The following is a 16914-nucleotide window of genomic DNA, read 5'->3' on the forward strand; positions in this document are numbered from 1 at the left end:
TCAGAAGGCGACTGACCATGTCCCCCTTAAATCTGGGGCAAACACTTTATAGCTATCTTTGAAAAAGTTCTGCTGGTATTGAAAGTCTGTATTTCCAGTTTGTAAGCCGGTATGCAAAAATAAGAGTGGTTCACCGCTCCCCTGAATGGATGTATGTAAAATCATTTAATCACCTCTTCTTCGATATTTATATGCTCCAGTCTATTTAAAAACCTGATGATACGCTTGTCCTGTTCAATGGTTAGTAAATGAATTCCCGTGTCTCCCGTAGGGAAAATATAGTCACTGTTAACTGGCAATTGTAGAAACGCCTTAATAAGGTTAGAGATCAAGCCGCCGTGTGACACAATTGCTACTCTTTGATAATCCTTGTATTCTTCTATTATTTTGCGAAGGATGTATTCTGCTCTGTAACGAAACGCTAACTCGGATTCTCCAGCTTCAATTGGTATATAAATTGGTCTTCCTTCTTTAGGTAGAGGGTATTTTATAGCTGCTTCTCCTCGAGGTAAACCCGCGAGCACTCCGTTATTAAACTCCATTAAGTCAGACTCCTCATACAGCTCACAGCCTATATTACTTTGTAGAATAGTCGCAGTACTCTTTGCACGACTTAGAGGACTACACAATATAACGTTTGGTGGAAAATGACTCTTTACGTATATAGCCATCTTACTAGCTTGTTCAATACCTAACTCAGTTAAAGGAAAGTTCGCTCTACCTTCATGCACACCTAGCAGATCAGCTTCCGATTCTCCATGTCTAATAATTAATAACTCCACTCAAATCACTCCAAATATTGGAAAGTATATAAATAATTATACTCGAATGAGTATCTTCACGAAAAGAATAATAAGATTTTCCTTGAAAATAATTTACTATTTCAGTACGGGATGTTTATTTTGATTTGTTTCGGGGAATTTCTTAGCCAAGGAGGCGATAGATATGCCGTGGAGTAAAAATGATTATCCAGCTTCAATGAAAAATCTTGAGCCGGATGTTCGAGAAAAGGCAATTGAAATTGCGAATGCATTATTAAGAGACGATACTGATGAAGGTAGGGCAATTGCAATTGCTACTGCACAAGCCCGAGAAGCTGTTAACGGGGATAGCAGTAATCGACCGAGGTATGAAGTAAAGGCTCGGGAAAACGACTGGGTACTACTTAAAGAGGATGGACAACGAGCTATTTTCACTGAAGATACCAAGGCCGCTTTATTAGAAAAGGCAAAGCCATATGTCAATGACCACAATGGAATTCTTTCTATATATCAGGAAGATGGGGAGTTAGATAGTACCTTATATGAATAGGAAGAAGACAAAAAGAACTTCAAGGGCCTGAAGTTCTTTTTGTCTTGCTCTCCAGTATTTACATTGTAATGTAGAAAAAAAGATATTATTCTATATCACTAATTAAAAAAGTGGATATTTCCGGAAAAATAGATAAAACAACTATCACCATTATCATAATTATTGCATATGGAATTACTCCTTTAACAATTTCATCTATCCTATTAGTTCGATCTATTCCCTTTAAAACAAATAAATTCAAACCAACTGGAGGAGAAATAAGAGCAAGCTCCATGTTTATAACCATAATAATAGCAAACCAAATTGGGTCAAAGCCCAACGCTAGAATTATAGGATATAAGATAGGCAAAGTGATTACCAGTATAGAAATTGTTTCTAAAAACATACCTAATACTAGCAATACTATGTTGATTAATAAAAATATAATCCATGGTGAAATATCTTGGCTTGTAGCATAATTTGTAATAGTTTGAGGAATATTTAAAATTGTCATTATGTAACCCAATAACATTGCCCCAACAATAATAAATAAAATCATTGCATTAGTTTTTACAGTTTCAATTATTATCTTTTTAAAATTGACTAGAGTAAGATTTTTATAGATAAACAACGATATTGCAAAACTAACCATTACACCCACAGCCGCAGCTTCAGTAGGCGTAAAAATACCAGTGTAAATACCCCCTATTACAATTGCTGGTAACAACAAGCCCCAAATAGCTGTTTTAGTACCTTCCATTCTTTCAGCCCAAGTAGCTGGTTTATCTTTGATATGACGTGTTTGATAAGAAGCAAATATCATAAAAGATATAGTTAATATTATCCCTGGAACAATTCCAGCTATAAAAAGCTTACCAATTGACTCACCAGTTACAGAGCCATAAATAATCATCGGAACACTGGGTGGTATTAAAATGCCTAGAGTACCACCAGCGGCTAGCATACCAAGGACGTGTCTCTTATTATATCCTCTCTTAACCATTTCAGGTAAAGCTACCGAGCCTACTGTTACTGCAGTAGCAACACTCGAACCTGATATAGCTGCAAAAATTGCACAACAAAATAGTGTTGCAATTGCAAGTCCTCCCGGTAAGTGACGAAACCATCTGCTAGCCATTTCATATAAATCTCTTCCTACTCCACTTACTAACAATATTTGACTCATTAATACATACATCGGCAAAGCTGTTAATGAAAAATCATCTAGAGCCTTATAAGAGATAATTGGCACTTGCATAAATGCAAAAGTACCACCATTAAATATATACATTCCTACTACAGCGAGTAATGAAAGAGCAAATGCCACAGGGAGCCCCAGAAGTAAAAACGTTCCTAGTCCACCAATAAAGAAAATATTCAAATATGTTCCCCTCCCCTGTGAATATCACCATCTATTATCTGCAAGATAAAGGCTATGCACATCAAGGCACCTCCTACCGGTAAAAACAACTCCGGTAGGTACATTGGTATCCTTAATAAAGATGAAGAGGTAATCCCTAATTCAAAAGTATTGAGCACATGATGGAATCCATAATAAGTAAAAATAACACTAAATACTAATCCCATTGCATTTGATAAATAGGCAAGCACTTTCTTAAATTTATCGTTAACATTATTGATTAGGATGTCGACGGTAATGTGAGAATAAGTTCTCACTGCATAAGCGCTCGCCAAGAAACAACTTCCAATAATAGAGTATGTTGATAGTTCAGTCGCCCAAATGGTAGGACTATTAAATAACCATCGAGAAATAACTTCAAAGAATGTCATAAAAGTTGTTAACACTATTAGCAAACCTGCAATATAGGCCCCTATTTTTATCAACTTATCGGAGAGTTCGTAAAGTGATTTCATAAGTTCTCCCCCTTTATTGAACCAAGTCTAAAAGTTCATTCCCTGCTTCACCAGTATTGTTTAAAAATGCCTCCCAAGCAGGTTTAGCTGCTTCTTTCCATTCCTCTAGGTCTTCCTCGGGAACTTTATATACCTCCATACCTCTGTCTTCTAGTTCTTTAGCTGTTTTTTCATCTTCAGATTGCGCTTTATCACGGATCCATTTTTCAGTCTCCTGTGCAGTTTCAGTTAGTAAGTTTTGCGTTTCTACAGGAAGGTCGTCCCAAAACTTTTTATTAACAGCTAGAATAAATTCAAGATAGGCGTAATTGTTAATAGTTAAGTATTTTGTTACCTCGTCGTATTTTCTTTGAACCATGGCAGTTGTGCCAGACGTTGCTCCGTCAACTGTGTTACGTTGTAGTGCCATGTACACTTCTCCCCCACCCATAAATACCGGCGAAGCGCCATAAGCCTTTATCATTTCAGAAGGAATATCCCCTATGCTTCTAATTTTTAGCCCTTTAAAATCTTCTGGAGATTTTAAAGGACGTTTATTATTTGCAAATTGAGCAAATCCATAATCAGCAAACATTAGCACCTTTGCACCTTTATCTTCCATAGCAGTACGAAGCTTGTCCCCAAATTCACCATTTAGAGCCTCTCCTGTTTTTTCATAGTCATTAAAGACATAAGGCACATCAAATACCCCCATTACAGGGACAGTACTTGCCCAAAGAGTTGAAGAATTTACTCCCATCTCTACACCACCAGTTAATATAGACTGGTTCATCTCTTTATCAGTTAATAACTGACCAGATGGATAAACTTGCATTTTTATAGCGCCACCTGATTTTTCCATAACATCTTTTGCAAATTGTTCAATACCTATTGCCACATGATGATCTGCAGGCAAATTATAGGCTAAGCGAATTGTTGTTTCTTCAAATCCTTTTACATCTGAACTGACTGCCTTAGTTTCTCCATCACTAGAACTACATGCCGATAATAGTAAAGTTACTATAGTGATAAAAGAAAGAGTTTTCCACAATCTTTTCATTATATTTCCTCCTTAATAATATTTCTCTCGATATGCCTAATACGTCCCAATGGGTTCTTCGAAGATAAACTTGCAGCAAAATCTGCTGCATTTATCAATTCATTTAAATCTAAGCCTGTGCTAATGTTCATTCGATGAAATAAGTAAACTAAATCTTCTGTCGCTAAATTACCTGCCGCACCTGGGGCAAAGGGACATCCACCAATTCCAGAAACCGCTGTTTCAAAAATGCGAATACCCGCTTCATAAGCACTGTAGGCGTTTGCCAGTCCAAGACCTCTTGTGTCGTGTAAATGAATTGCTACATCTGTATTACCTACAATACCTAAAACTTCCTCACTTAGGGCTTTTACCTGGTTAGGTGTTGCAATACCTATCGTATCTGCAATAGTAATCCGATCTACCCCAATTTCCTTTACTCTTTCCACTAATTCAACAACTTTTGATTTATCCACATCTCCTTCATAAGGACAACCAAAACTAACAGCAATTGAAAAATTAGTCTTAATTCCCGCTTGTTTAGCTTCCTGTTTTATTAATTTAAATTGCTTCAAACTCTCTTCAATCGTGAAGCCAATATTTTTTTGATTAAATGTCTCTGTTGCTGAACTGACCCAGTTTATTTCTGAGAGGTTGAATTCTTTCAGTCGTTGAAATCCCTTATAGTTCGGGACCAATGCAATTGCTTCAAAACTTCCTAATTTTGCTGATTCTTGGACAACCAATTCTGCATCCGCCATCTGGGGAACTTTTTTAGGATGAACAAATGAAGTAATTTCAATAGAGCTAACCCTTGCATTTAGTAATCTATTAATCAACTCAACTTTTTCTTCAACCGATATAATTTTAGAGTCGTTTTGTAGTCCATCACGAGGACTGACGTCAATAATTTTCACATCGGTCATATTAAATCACTCCCTTTTCTTTAAATGTTTTGAACTCTTCCACTGACATATTTAAAAATTTTGTATAAATTTCTTCGTTATGCTCCCCTAGTTTAGGTCCACTCCACTCAATTTTCCCAGGAGTTTCAGAGAGCTTGGGTACAATTCCAGGCATTAAAACCTTTGCGCCATTTTGTATTTCAATTTTTTGTAACATATCGCGAGCAATGTATTGCTCATCCTCAATAATCTCCTTGATTCCATAAATCGGCCCTACCGGAACAGATGCATTATCGAGAATATTTTGCACTTCTTTTAATGGGAGTTGCCTTGTCCATTCTTCAATAGCACCATCAATAAACTCTACATTATCTGCGCGTCCTTGATTAGTTGAATACAAAGGGTTGGTTGCTATATCTTCTCTACCAATAGCTTTCATTAATCTCTGAAAAATTTTGTCCCCATTTCCCCCTATGACTATGTGCTTTCCATCTTTGCACATATATGTATTGGAAGGTGCTATTCCCGGAAGCGTACTACCTGTTCTCTCTCTAACAACCCCTGTTAAATCGTATTCTGGTAAAATTCCCTCTAGTAAACTAAAAACAGACTCATAGAGAGCTACATCAACTAGTTGCCCATTCTTTAAAGGGTGATTATCCCTAGCTCTGAGCGATATAAGAGTACCAATTACAGCATATAATCCAGCTATCAAGTCACCTAAAGCTATCCCTACTCTGACTGGAGGTAAATCTGGATAACCAGTCAAGTACCTCAAACCTCCAATTGCTTCGGCAACACTTCCAAATCCAGCCTTTTCTTTATACGGTCCGGTCTGACCGTACCCAGAGATTCGCGTCATAATAATTGATTTATTTATTTCTTTAAGGTCTTCATAGCCTAACCCCCATCTTTCTAGAGTTCCTGGTTTAAAGTTCTCAAGAACGACATCCACTTTGCCCACAAGATCTCGAACTATATCCTGTCCTTCAGACTCACGTAAATTTACAGTAATCGACTTTTTATTTCTTGATTGTACGTACCACCAAACGGAAGTATCCTCATGCATCACCCGCCAACTTCTTAAAGGGTCCCCATTTTTAGGTTCTTCTACTTTTATTACTTCTGCACCAAACTCCGCAAACAATTTCCCCGCAAATGGAGCAGCCACTAAATTGCCTAATTCCAATACTTTAATTCCTTCTAACGGTTTTTTTGACGACAATTATTTCACCTCTTTTTTTCTACATAATTCCATAAATAAATTGTAATCGCTTTCAATATGGATTTTCATATACTTACAAGCACCTTCGCTATCTTGATCTACAATGGCTTGAAATATTTTTTGATGTTCTATATAAGCTTGTTCAACATGAAAAGGATTTTCCTCTATTATGGACTTTCTATAAAAACCATTAATACCTCTTAGGTGAGAAACCATACTAATCAGCCATTGGTTATTGCTAGCTTGAACAATTGCCTCATGAAAATTCAAAAGCTCATCGTCTTTACTAGTTGAACCAATTTCAAAATTTTTACCTTTAAGCAACGCAGCCCTTATCGTCTCTAATTGTTCTGATGACCTTCTCTTCGCGGCATAAAAAGATGAAAGCGGTTCCATTTCTACGCGACATTCATACATATGTTGAAAATCTTGCATAGTGGGTTTTACTACTGTAACTCCTCCTGTTTTTTTTACTTTCAGAAGTCCATCTTTCTCAAGCATTCTAATCGATTCTCTAATTGGGCTCCTACTAACTTCTAAATCGTTAGATATCTTCTCTTCTATTAATCTTTCACCCGGCCTTAACTTTCCCGTCATGATTTGATTTTTCAAGTAGTTATAAACTTGGGTCTTTAAATTCGGATTTTTTTTTATACCTGTCGACAACATTACCCCTCCCGTTTTAATTGTAGACTGTATACAACTTTCATATTTTAAAGAATAATCAAAAAACTTTAAATAGTCAATATATTTTTTAGCGTTAAATGAATTATTATATTTAGCTATTTATTTATAACCGATTAGCCAAATAAAACACAAACTTTATTTCAATATTTTGTGGTAGATGGAGAAATCACAACAAACGCAATAAACAGAAAGTCTTATCGGACGATACTTTGGAAATATATACTGATAAAAAATTTTATTAATTACTATTAATCCAATAGCAATTATAAACTTTGAACATCCTTCTTCATTATTACTTTTACCTTAATGGTTTTTGTTTTATTGATTTATTGATTTAAAAAGGGCTATTTTAGGGAGATGAGTGAGACAGATAAGACAACACTAACGCACGGAAGCGATGGTAGTGGCTTATCGCTCACCACACGGAAAGCGCCAGATTATCACTAATCTTTTATTCTCTTAATTTTCATAGTTAGTTGCTCCCTCACTATCTCCCCTAATGCATTTACGGTATCAAATGAATCACCTGGAAACTCTGCACGGACAAAATCTACCTTTAGCTCCTCACTAACAAGTTGGGCATCTCTCCCGATTTCAAAATATGACTCCATGTCTGCCACGACAGATAAAAGCTCACATGTTACAAATCCGCGAGCTCCCACCTCTACTAGTGATCGAATGATATCCTTCACATCGGGGCCAAGCCAGCCAACCTTACTACTGGCACTGCGATAAGACAACATCCAGTTAGATATACCTGCTTCACTCGCTACTGCCTGAGCCATTGCTTGAAATTGTTCAATATATTTATCATTTCCTTTCGGATTAAGCGGCTGGCTATGAACCGTAAATAATACAAATGCATTTTCTTGCCCATGTGCAGGAAGCCATCTAAAGGCACGTCTCACTCGATCGCCATAAACGGAAATAATGGCTGGATGCGTGTTCCAATTTTTTATATGAATAAGTTCTTTATTAACTCCTGATTTTGCAAGTAAATCCTCTACCTCTTTTTGATACACACCAGCGCCAGTGGGTGAAAATATAGGGTTAACTGAAAAAGTAACAATTGTTTCCACTTGGTCATCTAACATTCTTTGGAGTGTCTCTTCTAAAAACGGAGAAGTGTGCTTGTAGGCATTGTATACTTTGATTGCTTTTGAGTGGCTATTCAATAATTTTTCTAGACCTTGAGCAATTCGCGCGGAATGTGCACCTAATGGGTCATTCGATCCAAACGCACGATATCTTTTTACAAAGTCCTCAATCATCTTTGTGGTTACTTCTTTCCCATGTACGAGGTGGGCAAAAAAATCGGGCAAATCATCTATCGATTTTGGAGCTCCATACGCATAAAAAATAATACCAATCATTGTGCTTTCAACTCCCATCTAATTCAACACCCTTGGAAAACTACATGCCAGTAGTCCACTAACTAAAAAAAAGAAAAGGTCAGTCGCTTTTGACTAACCTTATTATATGAATCATTTTCGATGTTGCTTGCGACTCGCGTAATCGGTTTCTATTCCCTTTTTCCACGATTTATTTATTTTTGCTCCATTACGATAAGAGGAAACAACATCACTAACTGATTCATAATTCAAGCGCGTCCCTTCTTTATCCGCATAGTATTTAACAGCAAACTCCTCTGCAATCCCAAAGTTAGCAGCAGTTGCAATTGCATCAATATTAGCACCGAGGAATATGAATTCCCAACCGTATTTCTCCTTCTGATATGAAATCATGGAGCGGATTTTTTCATAATTGTACTCACAGCTTGAATTTTCCATCCCATCTGTTGTAATAACAAAGAGCACCCTATTGGCACGCTCTTCATAGCTTGTTCTCTTTTGTGTATTCCCTATTTTCTGTATGGATGACCCAATCGCATCAAGTAATGCGGTCATTCCCCCTACCTGATAGTCCCTTTCAGTAATAGGTGATACCCCTTTAACATTTATCCGGTCATGTAATAATTCATAGTTATCACTAAATAACACCGTTGTAACTATAGCCTCTCCCTCCTCCTTTTTCTGTTTATCAAGCATCGCATTAAATCCTCCTATCGTATCTGCCTCTAATCCAGCCATTGAACCGCTCTTATCCAAGATAAATACTAACTCCGTTACATTCTTCTTCATTAGGTTAACCCCCATTTGTTTTTTGTTTACAAATGAATAATATCAATTGAGACAATGTAAAAGGTCGCTTGAAAAGCGACAATTATCTATTCCACATATTGGCGATTATTTTTTTAAGCAAAATTATTGTCATATTTACTTTTCCAATGTAATATAATCCTATCAGTTTAGTAAGAATTAAAGAGAAGGCGGGATAAACGTGATACAAATGCTCATTACAGGTTTATTTTGTGGGGCGTTATTAGGATTCGTCATGCAACGAGGCAGATTTTGCTTGACTGGCGGTTTCCGTGATATGTACTTAACAAAAGACAATCGCATGTTTTATGCGTTATTAATAGCAATTGCCGTACAAAGTGTCGGTGTGTATACATTAATAGAGTTAGGCGTGTTTGAATTTAATGCCGGTACTCTACCATTAGTTGCAATAATTATAGGATCATTCATTTTTGGTATTGGTATTGTGTTAGCAGGTGGTTGTGCGACAGGGACGTGGTACCGTGCTGGTGAAGGTTTAATCGGGAGCTGGATTGCCTTAGCAGGATATATGCTAATGGCTGCTATTATGAAAACTGGGGTTTTAGTACCTTTAAACAATAAAATAAGTTCTTCTCAGCTACCATCTAACTCCATTCCAGAAACACTTGGAATTAACGTATGGATTTTAATAGGTATTCTAGTAGCAGTAGTAGGATGGATCGTTTATAAAGAAGTTACAAAACCAAAAGTTTTTATCCCATCTTTAAAGCCAAAAAGAACTGGATTGGCACATATTTTGTTTGAAAAACGCTGGCACCCATTTGTAACTGCAGTTTTAATTGGGGCTATTGCAGTATTAGCTTGGCCATTAAGCGTTGCTACAGGACGTATTGGTGGTCTAGGGATTACCACTCCATCAGCTAATATCCTTCAATACTTAACAACTGGAGACACAGCATTTATCAATTGGGGTGTATTTTTAGTCCTTGGTATTTTCATTGGATCATTTATTGCAGCAAAAGCTAGCCGCGAGTTCCGTTTCAGAATGCCAGATGTTAAAACTGGTATTAATAGCTTTGTTGGTGGTAATTTAATGGGCTTCGGTGCTAGTTTAGCAGGCGGATGCTCAATTGGGAATGGTTTAGTAATGACTGCCATGATGACTTGGCAGGGCTGGATTGCTCTAGCATTTATGATTTTAGGTACATGGACGGCTGTATACTTCGTTTTTGTCCGTGGACGTAAAAAGAATAAAGCAATGAAAGCAAGTGTAAAAACTGCATAAAAAAGGAGAGATTTTGAAATGAAACAAGTATTAGAAGTTATGGGTATGGTTTGTCCATTCCCTTTAGTAGAAGCAAAAGAGGCTATCGCAGAAATGAGCTCAGGTGACGAGCTTGTAATTGAATTTGACTGTACGCAAGCAACTGAAAGCATCCCTCGCTGGGCAGCAGAAGAGGGTCACACAATTACTAACTACGAGCAGCTAAGTGATGCGGCTTGGACAATTACTGTTCAAAAGAAATAATAAAATGGGGACGATCCAGACATTAGTCTGGGTCGTCCCTTTCTTGTTGTTTAGGAATTATAAAGTACTGAACCTGTCGATAAATTGATGACTAGCTCCGGTGGCTTGCCTGTCGGGGCAGAGATAGGCGCTTACACTTTTCTATCTGTCTAGCTTCAGCGCCTTGTCCCTCGGGGTCAAATGGGAAAATACTGTGGTGGCTGAGGAGCTGCCTCCTCGTATTTGCCCATTTGCCTGTCGGGGCAGAGATAGGCGCTTACTCTTTTCTTGTTTATGTGCCTAATAAGGGTTGGTCAAAACTAAACAAAGCTTCATTGATTTCAAATATATTATAGTTGTGTTGTTGAATAAAGTATTCAATAATAACATCAAATTTATGGCTTCTAGACAGGGTATAACCCGCCTTTTCTAGTAACTGGTTTGTTTCCTGTAAATTTAACTGTAGACCAATAGCGAAGGCTACTACCGTTTTTTTTAACGGAGTATAGTCCTTGTTATTTCTTATTTTCGAAAAAAGTCGACGGTCCATATTAGACCTTTTGTAAACTTCTACATCCGTCATTCCCTTTTCATCTATAAGGCGTAGAAGCCTTTCAGAGAATGATTCATCCATATGTTCTATCATTTCCTGTAAATTCTGGCTAGATTGCAACACCATCGAATCCTCTAGCTCATATGCCTCTCTTCTATTTGTGCCGAAACTTATGTCCATTTCCTCGACATAGTGCTCATCAATAAATTCCTCAATAGACCTGAACAATTTCTCACTTAGTTGAAAGGCTTTTTTATCAAACACCACAAGATATACAAGTATTTCATGCTGCATAAGAAAAGAGCTGATAGTTGAAACAGCCACTTGTAGCGCCTGCTCCTTTGGGTAACCATATATACCAGAGGATATTAGCGGAAACGCAACTGATTCACAGCCATGAGACAACGCTAAGTTTAACGAGTTTTTATAGCAATCCTTCAACTGCTCCTCTTCTTTATGAGAACCCCCTCTCCATACCGGTCCTACTGTATGAATAATATATTTTGCCCTTAGTTGATACGCGTCCGTTATGACAGCTTCACCTGTGGGACAATTGCCAATCCTATTACACGCCTCTTGTAGCTCACCGGATCCCGCACCTTGAAAGATTGCTCCACACACACCGCCTCCCCTTTGAAGATCTCGGTTAGCGGCATTTACAATAGCATCTACCTGCATTTTCGTAATATCATTTCGAACAATTTCTAAAGGCATTCTACTTATCCCCTTCCCCTCGCACTTAATATCTATTAACTTAAATAATAGACAATACTTGGCAGATTGAACAGTAGTCCATTTCCATAATGAGCCTGTCTCTTATGTTAAAATTACACAAGAGGGGGTTTATAACATGCAGCAGCTAAAATTTGAACCATCTTGGAATAAAGCAGTGGCAGCCAAGGATAGAGAACAAATTGAACGTATTTTTCGAAGAACCAAAAACCATGTAAACAAAGATATTCTTTTCTCTCCTATCCGAGTTGCAATTAATCATAAAAAAGAATTTCTCGCCACTGTCCTGATCCATAATTTCACCAGCCAGGAGCTAGCCTTTAACAACACTAGATTAGTCTATACGATGGAGAATGAGCTAGTGGCTGAACATGTATTTACGGTACCAGCGCTTACACTTCCTCCTGAAACAAGTATGCCTTGGACCTTTATATTTCCAACTCATAATTATGTTGAAGAAATACCTTCACTAGAAGGAAATCTACGTATAGAAGGACCAAAATCCACTTGAAAATATAACGCTATTTAAACCTTACCCAGCGTAAAGTTTAAATAGCGTTATATTTTAATCAAAACTCCTATCGATAGACGCTTACGAGCATCAAAATGGACCAAACAGATCCTCGTAACCTTTTACATAATATGAAATGCTACCCTTCTCGTCTACGTCTGTTATTTCTAATTCAATTACTACCTTTTTAGGGTTGAAGGAGCCTAAGTAAAGCAAAGACTCTTCTACTAACGAGGAATTATTTAAAGGATATTCAAAGTATAAACTTCGGTCATTTCCCGTTTCTTTGATTCGCGGAGTGTATAAAATTTCACTTTCTCCTGGAGCTAGACTTGAAATTCTACCCAAATCCTGCGGCACTACTGTAAAATAATAAGTTAAATCCTTTACTGTTTGGTCACTTGAATTTGTCACCTCAATTGTTACCCCATCTTTATGATGATAATACTCTCCCTCAAATAATCGTTCATATAGATAGAGAGATTCCCATACAAATAGCAAAACTGAAAGGAGAGATCCTAAAACAATGTAAATTATTTTTTTCTTCTTCAATAAAATCCTCCACTCTTGCTAACCTCATAGAATTCATGACAACTTTTTATATGCACGTCTTGCAGCATATTCAGAGCAGCCATAACAAAGCTTCATTTTCTTTCCCTCTGGACTTTGAAACAAACGATAAGGACCTGCTTTTCTATGACAAATGGAACATTTAGTTTTGAATATGCTAAACATATTATCTCCCCTAAAATAGTAATCTATCTCTGTATATCTCATTTACATTGTTCTGTCCCTATTTCAAACTCAATCATAATATTTTTGATATTACTTACCTAAATAATCCATCAACCCCATAGCGCAAACCCTTAAATCACCATGGATATATGGATAGACTTCATGATTATCTGGAATCTCTTGCCCTCTTAAATGATCCTTCACTAATGCCTCGAGTCTATTGGCTAGTTCCCTATGATCTTTATGCTCTCTTTGGACGTCTTTAGCCGTTTCAACGAAAAGCGGAAGCCATTCTGAAACCTGTGCTAGAGCTGCAGCGGCATTATCAGTCACTCCAAAGTGACCATAGTAAATGTAACTTAGGCCCATCTGTTGGAATCGCTCTATAGCTTTTTGCATTGCCTTTGGATCGAATTGGTTAGGGGAGGTGGAAGGCAGCACTAAATCTACGCCATCTTTGGCCAGCTGCTCGTAGCGGACCCCCACCGTATCCCCAGCAAACATCCCGTTACTAATTGGATCATGAATACCAAAATGATGATTGGCATGACCAGGTGTATCTAAAAAGGTCAAAGTACAAGCTTCTCCAATTTTTAATGTTTCTCCATCAGCCTTTGTTAAGAGTCTTTCCTCTGGTATCGCTACGATAGGATCAAACAAGTCATCAAAATTTGAGCCGTATACAGCTCTTGCACCTGCTATAAGACGCTCTGGATTTGCTAAATGTCTAGCACCCTTAGGATGTACTACTACTGTTGCATTAGGGCATTGCTGGAGAAGCAGACCTGCTCCACCGGCATGGTCTAAATGGATATGGGTCAAAATAATGTATTTAACATCTGCTAAGGGGAAGCCAAGTTTTTGTAAGCCTTCTTTCACATGTTTTACAGAGGGGCTTGGTCCAGTCTCTACTATAGTCAATTCATCTTCCTGAATTACATATGTACCTGTTCTTTCATTTAATCCCATATCCAAAATGTCTATTAAAGATATTCTCTCGTTTAACCGAAGTGGATATTTATTCATTTTATTACCTCCTTTTTTCTATCAGTCATTCATCGCGGATACTAATGGCCACATCCGAACCTCTATACTTTTGGAAAAATGCAAGATTGGTAAATTATCCTCTACTTGTATCCCCTGCTCGGACAGCATAGTATTTACCTGAAACTCTGCCTCTGCTTGTTGCAACGGCCATTGGGGATGAAGAATATCACAACGGAGCGGATCCCCTTTTTTACTTAACGTATATAAGCAGTAGCGCTCTGTGAGCCATTCTTCAAAGCTTCCTCTCTCTGCATAGAATATTTCTGATGTAGGACGGTATCTACATTCCAATCTGGCATCCACTCCTTGTCGACGCTTACTTTTATATTCGATAAATGATTCACTTTTTGATACATTCATCTCAGCATGCATGTATGGTAAACGGTATACAGTTTGAGCCACCTTTACCGCCAATAAATTTTCCGCATCCAGACTAAAGAAGAATACCCCTGGTTTCCCATTGATTATGACATACGTTCGAACATTCAATTCTGCAAAACTATCTGTGCCGGGTACCCTCGGCGTCCCACGCAACCTGATATTTGTCATATGGAAGGGAACGATACCAATCCATCCTTTTCCATTATACGTATCCAAAGGAAGTGCTTTTGGTACAATTTCTCTTAACACTTTTATATCGATAGGGTAATGTGCAAATAACAGATCATTCCATGTCTGAGTCATTGTCCATGGCAGTTTAGGTAATGGCCAAGACCTGTGACTAGCATCCCACTTACCTTTTTTGGCTTCCATAGCTCTCCTCCTCTTTTCGTACAACTTCTATTACCTCCATAGGTTTTCTTAACTTTGGAAATTCTGAAGTTTCATTAGGAGCACTTGAGGGTAAAAACCATGTGGCCTGGTATGGCCTCATTCCTACCTCACTTGCTCCCCTTAGCTCCTCGGAGCCACCATCTCCGATAAATAAACATTGCTTAGGATTTACATTCAAGTTGTTGCAGGCAGTTAGATAAATTGCTTGATTCGGCTTACGCGCTTTGACTTGATAAGAGAACACCACGTCGTCAAAATAAGCTGGCAACACACAAGTAAACCAACCTTCTATCTCCTCTGATGTACAGTTACTTATGAGACCCATTTTTATATTCATAGCTTTCAGATTTTCTAGCATACTTATAATAGTTTCATCAATATGCTTAAAGGCTACCGACTTAACGAATGCCCTGTCATTATGTATTAGCTGGATGGCCTGTTCATCAATAGGTAAACCTGCCTCCTTCAATATCTCTCTCAAAACGCTTGGGTGATCAGGATATGTTCCATCCATTCTGTCATTAACTCTCGCATGCCATCCCCTTTTATAAATCGATTCCTCCAAACCAAGTGGTTCTACAGAATAACTTGCTTTCCTTTTTCCCATTTCCCATTCCGTGATCAGTGTCTCATACAAATCAAATAACACAGCCTGAATCACATAGCTTCCCTCCCCTAATGCGTCATAGATAATCTTCTACAATTAACAAGTAAAAACCTTCCTTTGATGAGATTTCAAGCCAATTATTTTGATTTTGAAGAGTATTCCTTTAGGGTATAAGTATAGGTGACTTAATATAAGGGAGATGTTATTTAATGGAAAATATTTCTATGTTCGATGCATACACTTTACCATCAGGGGTTACATTAAAAAATAGAATTTTAATGGCTCCCATGACTACTTATTCTTCAGAGAAAAATGGTGATGTCTCAGAAGATGAACTGATATATTATGCTCGACGTGCTAAGAGTGGGATTGGTGCAGTTATCACCGCTTGCGCTTATGCAGAGCCACTTGGTGCTGGTTTTGAGTATTCAATAGGTGCTGAATCGGATGAGAGAATACCTAGCCTCAAGAAACTGGCTAGTGCTATTAAAGATAATGGAGCAAAAGCGATCCTTCAGATTTTCCACGCTGGACGACAATCGAATTCGAGGGTGTTAAACGGTGAACAACCAGTATCTGCAAGTGCTGTTGCAGCACCTCGCGACAATGCAGAAGTACCACGAGAAATGACAGAGGAAGAGATTGAAAAGACCATTGCCTCTTTTAAAGAAGCAACCCGTAGAGCCATTGAAGCAGGCTTCGACGGAGTAGAAATCCACGGGGCGAACACTTACTTAATTCATCAGTTCTTCTCTCCACATTCCAATCGTAGAACTGACAAATGGGGTGGGGACCTAGAGAAGCGTATGACATTTCCGTTGGCAATTGTAGAAGCGGTTCAAACTGCTGCTAAGCAGTATACAAAGGAGCCATTTATAATAGGCTATCGCTTTTCTCCAGAGGAATATCAGGATCCAGGATTCACAATGGATGATACATTAAAGCTGTTACGTGTATTGGCTGAAAAAGACCTTGATTATCTTCACGTGTCTCTCGGACACTTCTTTGGATCTTCTAATAGAGACGAAAGTGATACTACACCACGTATTGAACTTATTCAGGAGGCGATAGGCGACAAGGTACCTGTGATTGGTGTTGGAACTTTGGAATCTAGAGAAGACATTGAAAAAGCATTACAGGTTACACCTCTTGTTGCAATCGGGCGCGCATTAGTAACTGACCCCGAGTGGTTTTCTAAAATGGAAAAAGGAGAGGATGACTCCATCTTCCCAGCTGTTTATGTAAGCAAAAAAGAGGAGTTAGATATCCCTAATCCATTATGGGATAAAATCATGCAAGTGAAGGGTTGGTTTAAAGTAGCCGACTAA

General features: G+C 38.0%; 20 protein-coding genes. 5 read left to right on the forward strand and 15 right to left on the reverse strand.

Going from position 1 to position 16914, the window contains the following annotated elements; all coding sequences use genetic code 11:
• Entirely contained in the window at window positions 1-165 is a 165-nt protein-coding gene (locus HF876_RS18885; RefSeq protein WP_240949729.1) for an alpha/beta fold hydrolase, read from the reverse strand.
• Window positions 162-782, reverse strand: a complete 621-nt coding sequence (locus HF876_RS10670) for a histidine phosphatase family protein (protein WP_169360045.1) — start codon at window positions 780-782, stop codon at window positions 162-164. The genes HF876_RS18885 and HF876_RS10670 overlap by 4 nt, the downstream gene beginning before the upstream one ends.
• 163 nt (window positions 783-945) lie before the next feature.
• Here HF876_RS10670 and HF876_RS10675 point away from each other — a divergent pair, with 163 nt between their 5' ends.
• Window positions 946-1311, forward strand: coding sequence for a DUF2188 domain-containing protein (locus tag HF876_RS10675; protein WP_169360046.1), 366 nt, complete (start codon window positions 946-948; stop codon window positions 1309-1311).
• Between the two features lie 85 nt (window positions 1312-1396).
• Here HF876_RS10675 and HF876_RS10680 read toward each other — a convergent pair whose 3' ends face one another.
• From HF876_RS10680 to HF876_RS10715, 8 genes are all read right to left on the reverse strand, one after another.
• The gene (locus HF876_RS10680; RefSeq protein WP_169360047.1) at window positions 1397-2671 is read right to left on the reverse strand and encodes a TRAP transporter large permease; all 1275 of its coding nucleotides are present in this window, start codon (window positions 2669-2671) and stop codon (window positions 1397-1399) included.
• Window positions 2668-3165, reverse strand: a complete 498-nt coding sequence (locus HF876_RS10685; RefSeq protein WP_169360048.1) for a TRAP transporter small permease — start codon at window positions 3163-3165, stop codon at window positions 2668-2670. Before HF876_RS10685 ends, HF876_RS10680 begins: the two co-directional genes overlap by 4 nt.
• Window positions 3166-3178: 13 nt before the next feature.
• Entirely contained in the window at window positions 3179-4204 is a 1026-nt protein-coding gene (locus tag HF876_RS10690; RefSeq protein ID WP_169360049.1) for a TRAP transporter substrate-binding protein, read from the reverse strand.
• Window positions 4204-5109 carry a hydroxymethylglutaryl-CoA lyase gene (locus tag HF876_RS10695; protein ID WP_169360050.1) on the reverse strand — a complete coding sequence of 302 codons (906 nt, stop codon included), beginning with the start codon at window positions 5107-5109 and terminating at the stop codon, window positions 4204-4206. Before HF876_RS10695 ends, HF876_RS10690 begins: the two co-directional genes overlap by 1 nt.
• A gap of 1 nt (window position 5110) precedes the next feature.
• Window positions 5111-6313, reverse strand: a complete 1203-nt coding sequence (locus tag HF876_RS10700; RefSeq protein ID WP_169360051.1) for a CaiB/BaiF CoA transferase family protein — start codon at window positions 6311-6313, stop codon at window positions 5111-5113.
• The gene (locus HF876_RS10705; protein ID WP_169360052.1) at window positions 6314-6982 is read right to left on the reverse strand and encodes a GntR family transcriptional regulator; all 669 of its coding nucleotides are present in this window, start codon (window positions 6980-6982) and stop codon (window positions 6314-6316) included.
• A 461-nt stretch (window positions 6983-7443) separates the two neighbouring features.
• The gene (gene hemH, locus HF876_RS10710; protein WP_169360053.1) at window positions 7444-8391 is read right to left on the reverse strand and encodes a ferrochelatase; all 948 of its coding nucleotides are present in this window, start codon (window positions 8389-8391) and stop codon (window positions 7444-7446) included.
• Between the two features lie 93 nt (window positions 8392-8484).
• Window positions 8485-9141 (reverse strand): vWA domain-containing protein, encoded by a 657-nt coding sequence (locus HF876_RS10715; protein WP_169360054.1) that lies wholly within the window; start codon window positions 9139-9141, stop codon window positions 8485-8487.
• 208 nt (window positions 9142-9349) lie between these two features.
• On the opposite strand from HF876_RS10715, the gene HF876_RS10720 reads away from it, so the two are divergent.
• Together HF876_RS10720 and HF876_RS10725 are read left to right on the forward strand one after the other, a co-directional pair.
• Window positions 9350-10405: a YeeE/YedE family protein gene (locus HF876_RS10720; protein WP_169360088.1), complete on the forward strand. Its 1056-nt coding sequence runs from the start codon at window positions 9350-9352 to the stop codon at window positions 10403-10405.
• Window positions 10406-10423: 18 nt separating this feature from the next.
• Window positions 10424-10648, forward strand: coding sequence for a sulfurtransferase TusA family protein (locus tag HF876_RS10725; RefSeq protein WP_169360055.1), 225 nt, complete (start codon window positions 10424-10426; stop codon window positions 10646-10648).
• A gap of 271 nt (window positions 10649-10919) precedes the next feature.
• Here HF876_RS10725 and HF876_RS10730 read toward each other — a convergent pair whose 3' ends face one another.
• Window positions 10920-11894: a macro domain-containing protein gene (locus HF876_RS10730; protein WP_169360056.1), complete on the reverse strand. Its 975-nt coding sequence runs from the start codon at window positions 11892-11894 to the stop codon at window positions 10920-10922.
• Window positions 11895-12030: 136 nt separating this feature from the next.
• Here HF876_RS10730 and HF876_RS10735 point away from each other — a divergent pair, with 136 nt between their 5' ends.
• Window positions 12031-12423: an SLAP domain-containing protein gene (locus tag HF876_RS10735; RefSeq protein WP_169360057.1), complete on the forward strand. Its 393-nt coding sequence runs from the start codon at window positions 12031-12033 to the stop codon at window positions 12421-12423.
• Window positions 12424-12513: 90 nt separating this feature from the next.
• On the opposite strand, the gene HF876_RS10740 is transcribed toward HF876_RS10735, so the two are convergent.
• The 4 genes from HF876_RS10740 to HF876_RS10755 form a co-directional block, all read right to left on the reverse strand.
• On the reverse strand, window positions 12514-12975 hold the full coding sequence (locus HF876_RS10740) for a hypothetical protein (RefSeq protein ID WP_169360058.1): 462 nt from the start codon (window positions 12973-12975) through the stop codon (window positions 12514-12516).
• Window positions 12976-13248: 273 nt separating this feature from the next.
• The gene (locus tag HF876_RS10745; protein ID WP_169360059.1) at window positions 13249-14184 is read right to left on the reverse strand and encodes an MBL fold metallo-hydrolase; all 936 of its coding nucleotides are present in this window, start codon (window positions 14182-14184) and stop codon (window positions 13249-13251) included.
• Window positions 14185-14205: 21 nt separating this feature from the next.
• Window positions 14206-14958 (reverse strand): YqjF family protein, encoded by a 753-nt coding sequence (locus HF876_RS10750; RefSeq protein WP_169360060.1) that lies wholly within the window; start codon window positions 14956-14958, stop codon window positions 14206-14208.
• Window positions 14939-15640 (reverse strand): HAD-IA family hydrolase, encoded by a 702-nt coding sequence (locus HF876_RS10755; RefSeq protein ID WP_169360061.1) that lies wholly within the window; start codon window positions 15638-15640, stop codon window positions 14939-14941. Before HF876_RS10755 ends, HF876_RS10750 begins: the two co-directional genes overlap by 20 nt.
• Window positions 15641-15795: 155 nt before the next feature.
• Between HF876_RS10755 and HF876_RS10760 the strand changes: the two genes are divergently transcribed.
• Window positions 15796-16914, forward strand: a complete 1119-nt coding sequence (locus HF876_RS10760; RefSeq protein ID WP_169360062.1) for an NADH-dependent flavin oxidoreductase — start codon at window positions 15796-15798, stop codon at window positions 16912-16914.

The sequence above is a fragment of the Psychrobacillus sp. BL-248-WT-3 genome, from assembly GCF_012843435.1.
Taxonomy (GTDB): domain Bacteria; phylum Bacillota; class Bacilli; order Bacillales_A; family Planococcaceae; genus Psychrobacillus.

Excerpts from the sequence above, each read along its gene's own strand:
- HF876_RS18885 (WP_240949729.1), bottom strand. The coding sequence starts at position 165 with ATGATTTTACATACATCCATTCAGGGGAGCGGTGAACCACTCTTATTT.
- HF876_RS10675 (WP_169360046.1), top strand. The coding sequence starts at position 946 with ATGCCGTGGAGTAAAAATGATTATCCAGCTTCAATGAAAAATCTTGAG.
- HF876_RS10685 (WP_169360048.1), bottom strand. The coding sequence starts at position 3,165 with ATGAAATCACTTTACGAACTCTCCGATAAGTTGATAAAAATAGGGGCC.
- HF876_RS10690 (WP_169360049.1), bottom strand. The coding sequence starts at position 4,204 with ATGAAAAGATTGTGGAAAACTCTTTCTTTTATCACTATAGTAACTTTA.
- HF876_RS10695 (WP_169360050.1), bottom strand. The coding sequence starts at position 5,109 with ATGACCGATGTGAAAATTATTGACGTCAGTCCTCGTGATGGACTACAA.
- HF876_RS10705 (WP_169360052.1), bottom strand. The coding sequence starts at position 6,982 with ATGTTGTCGACAGGTATAAAAAAAAATCCGAATTTAAAGACCCAAGTT.
- hemH (WP_169360053.1), bottom strand. The coding sequence starts at position 8,391 with ATGGGAGTTGAAAGCACAATGATTGGTATTATTTTTTATGCGTATGGA.
- HF876_RS10715 (WP_169360054.1), bottom strand. The coding sequence starts at position 9,141 with ATGAAGAAGAATGTAACGGAGTTAGTATTTATCTTGGATAAGAGCGGT.
- HF876_RS10720 (WP_169360088.1), top strand. The coding sequence starts at position 9,350 with ATGCTCATTACAGGTTTATTTTGTGGGGCGTTATTAGGATTCGTCATG.
- HF876_RS10725 (WP_169360055.1), top strand. The coding sequence starts at position 10,424 with ATGAAACAAGTATTAGAAGTTATGGGTATGGTTTGTCCATTCCCTTTA.
- HF876_RS10730 (WP_169360056.1), bottom strand. The coding sequence starts at position 11,894 with ATGCCTTTAGAAATTGTTCGAAATGATATTACGAAAATGCAGGTAGAT.
- HF876_RS10735 (WP_169360057.1), top strand. The coding sequence starts at position 12,031 with ATGCAGCAGCTAAAATTTGAACCATCTTGGAATAAAGCAGTGGCAGCC.
- HF876_RS10745 (WP_169360059.1), bottom strand. The coding sequence starts at position 14,184 with ATGAATAAATATCCACTTCGGTTAAACGAGAGAATATCTTTAATAGAC.
- HF876_RS10750 (WP_169360060.1), bottom strand. The coding sequence starts at position 14,958 with ATGGAAGCCAAAAAAGGTAAGTGGGATGCTAGTCACAGGTCTTGGCCA.
- HF876_RS10760 (WP_169360062.1), top strand. The coding sequence starts at position 15,796 with ATGGAAAATATTTCTATGTTCGATGCATACACTTTACCATCAGGGGTT.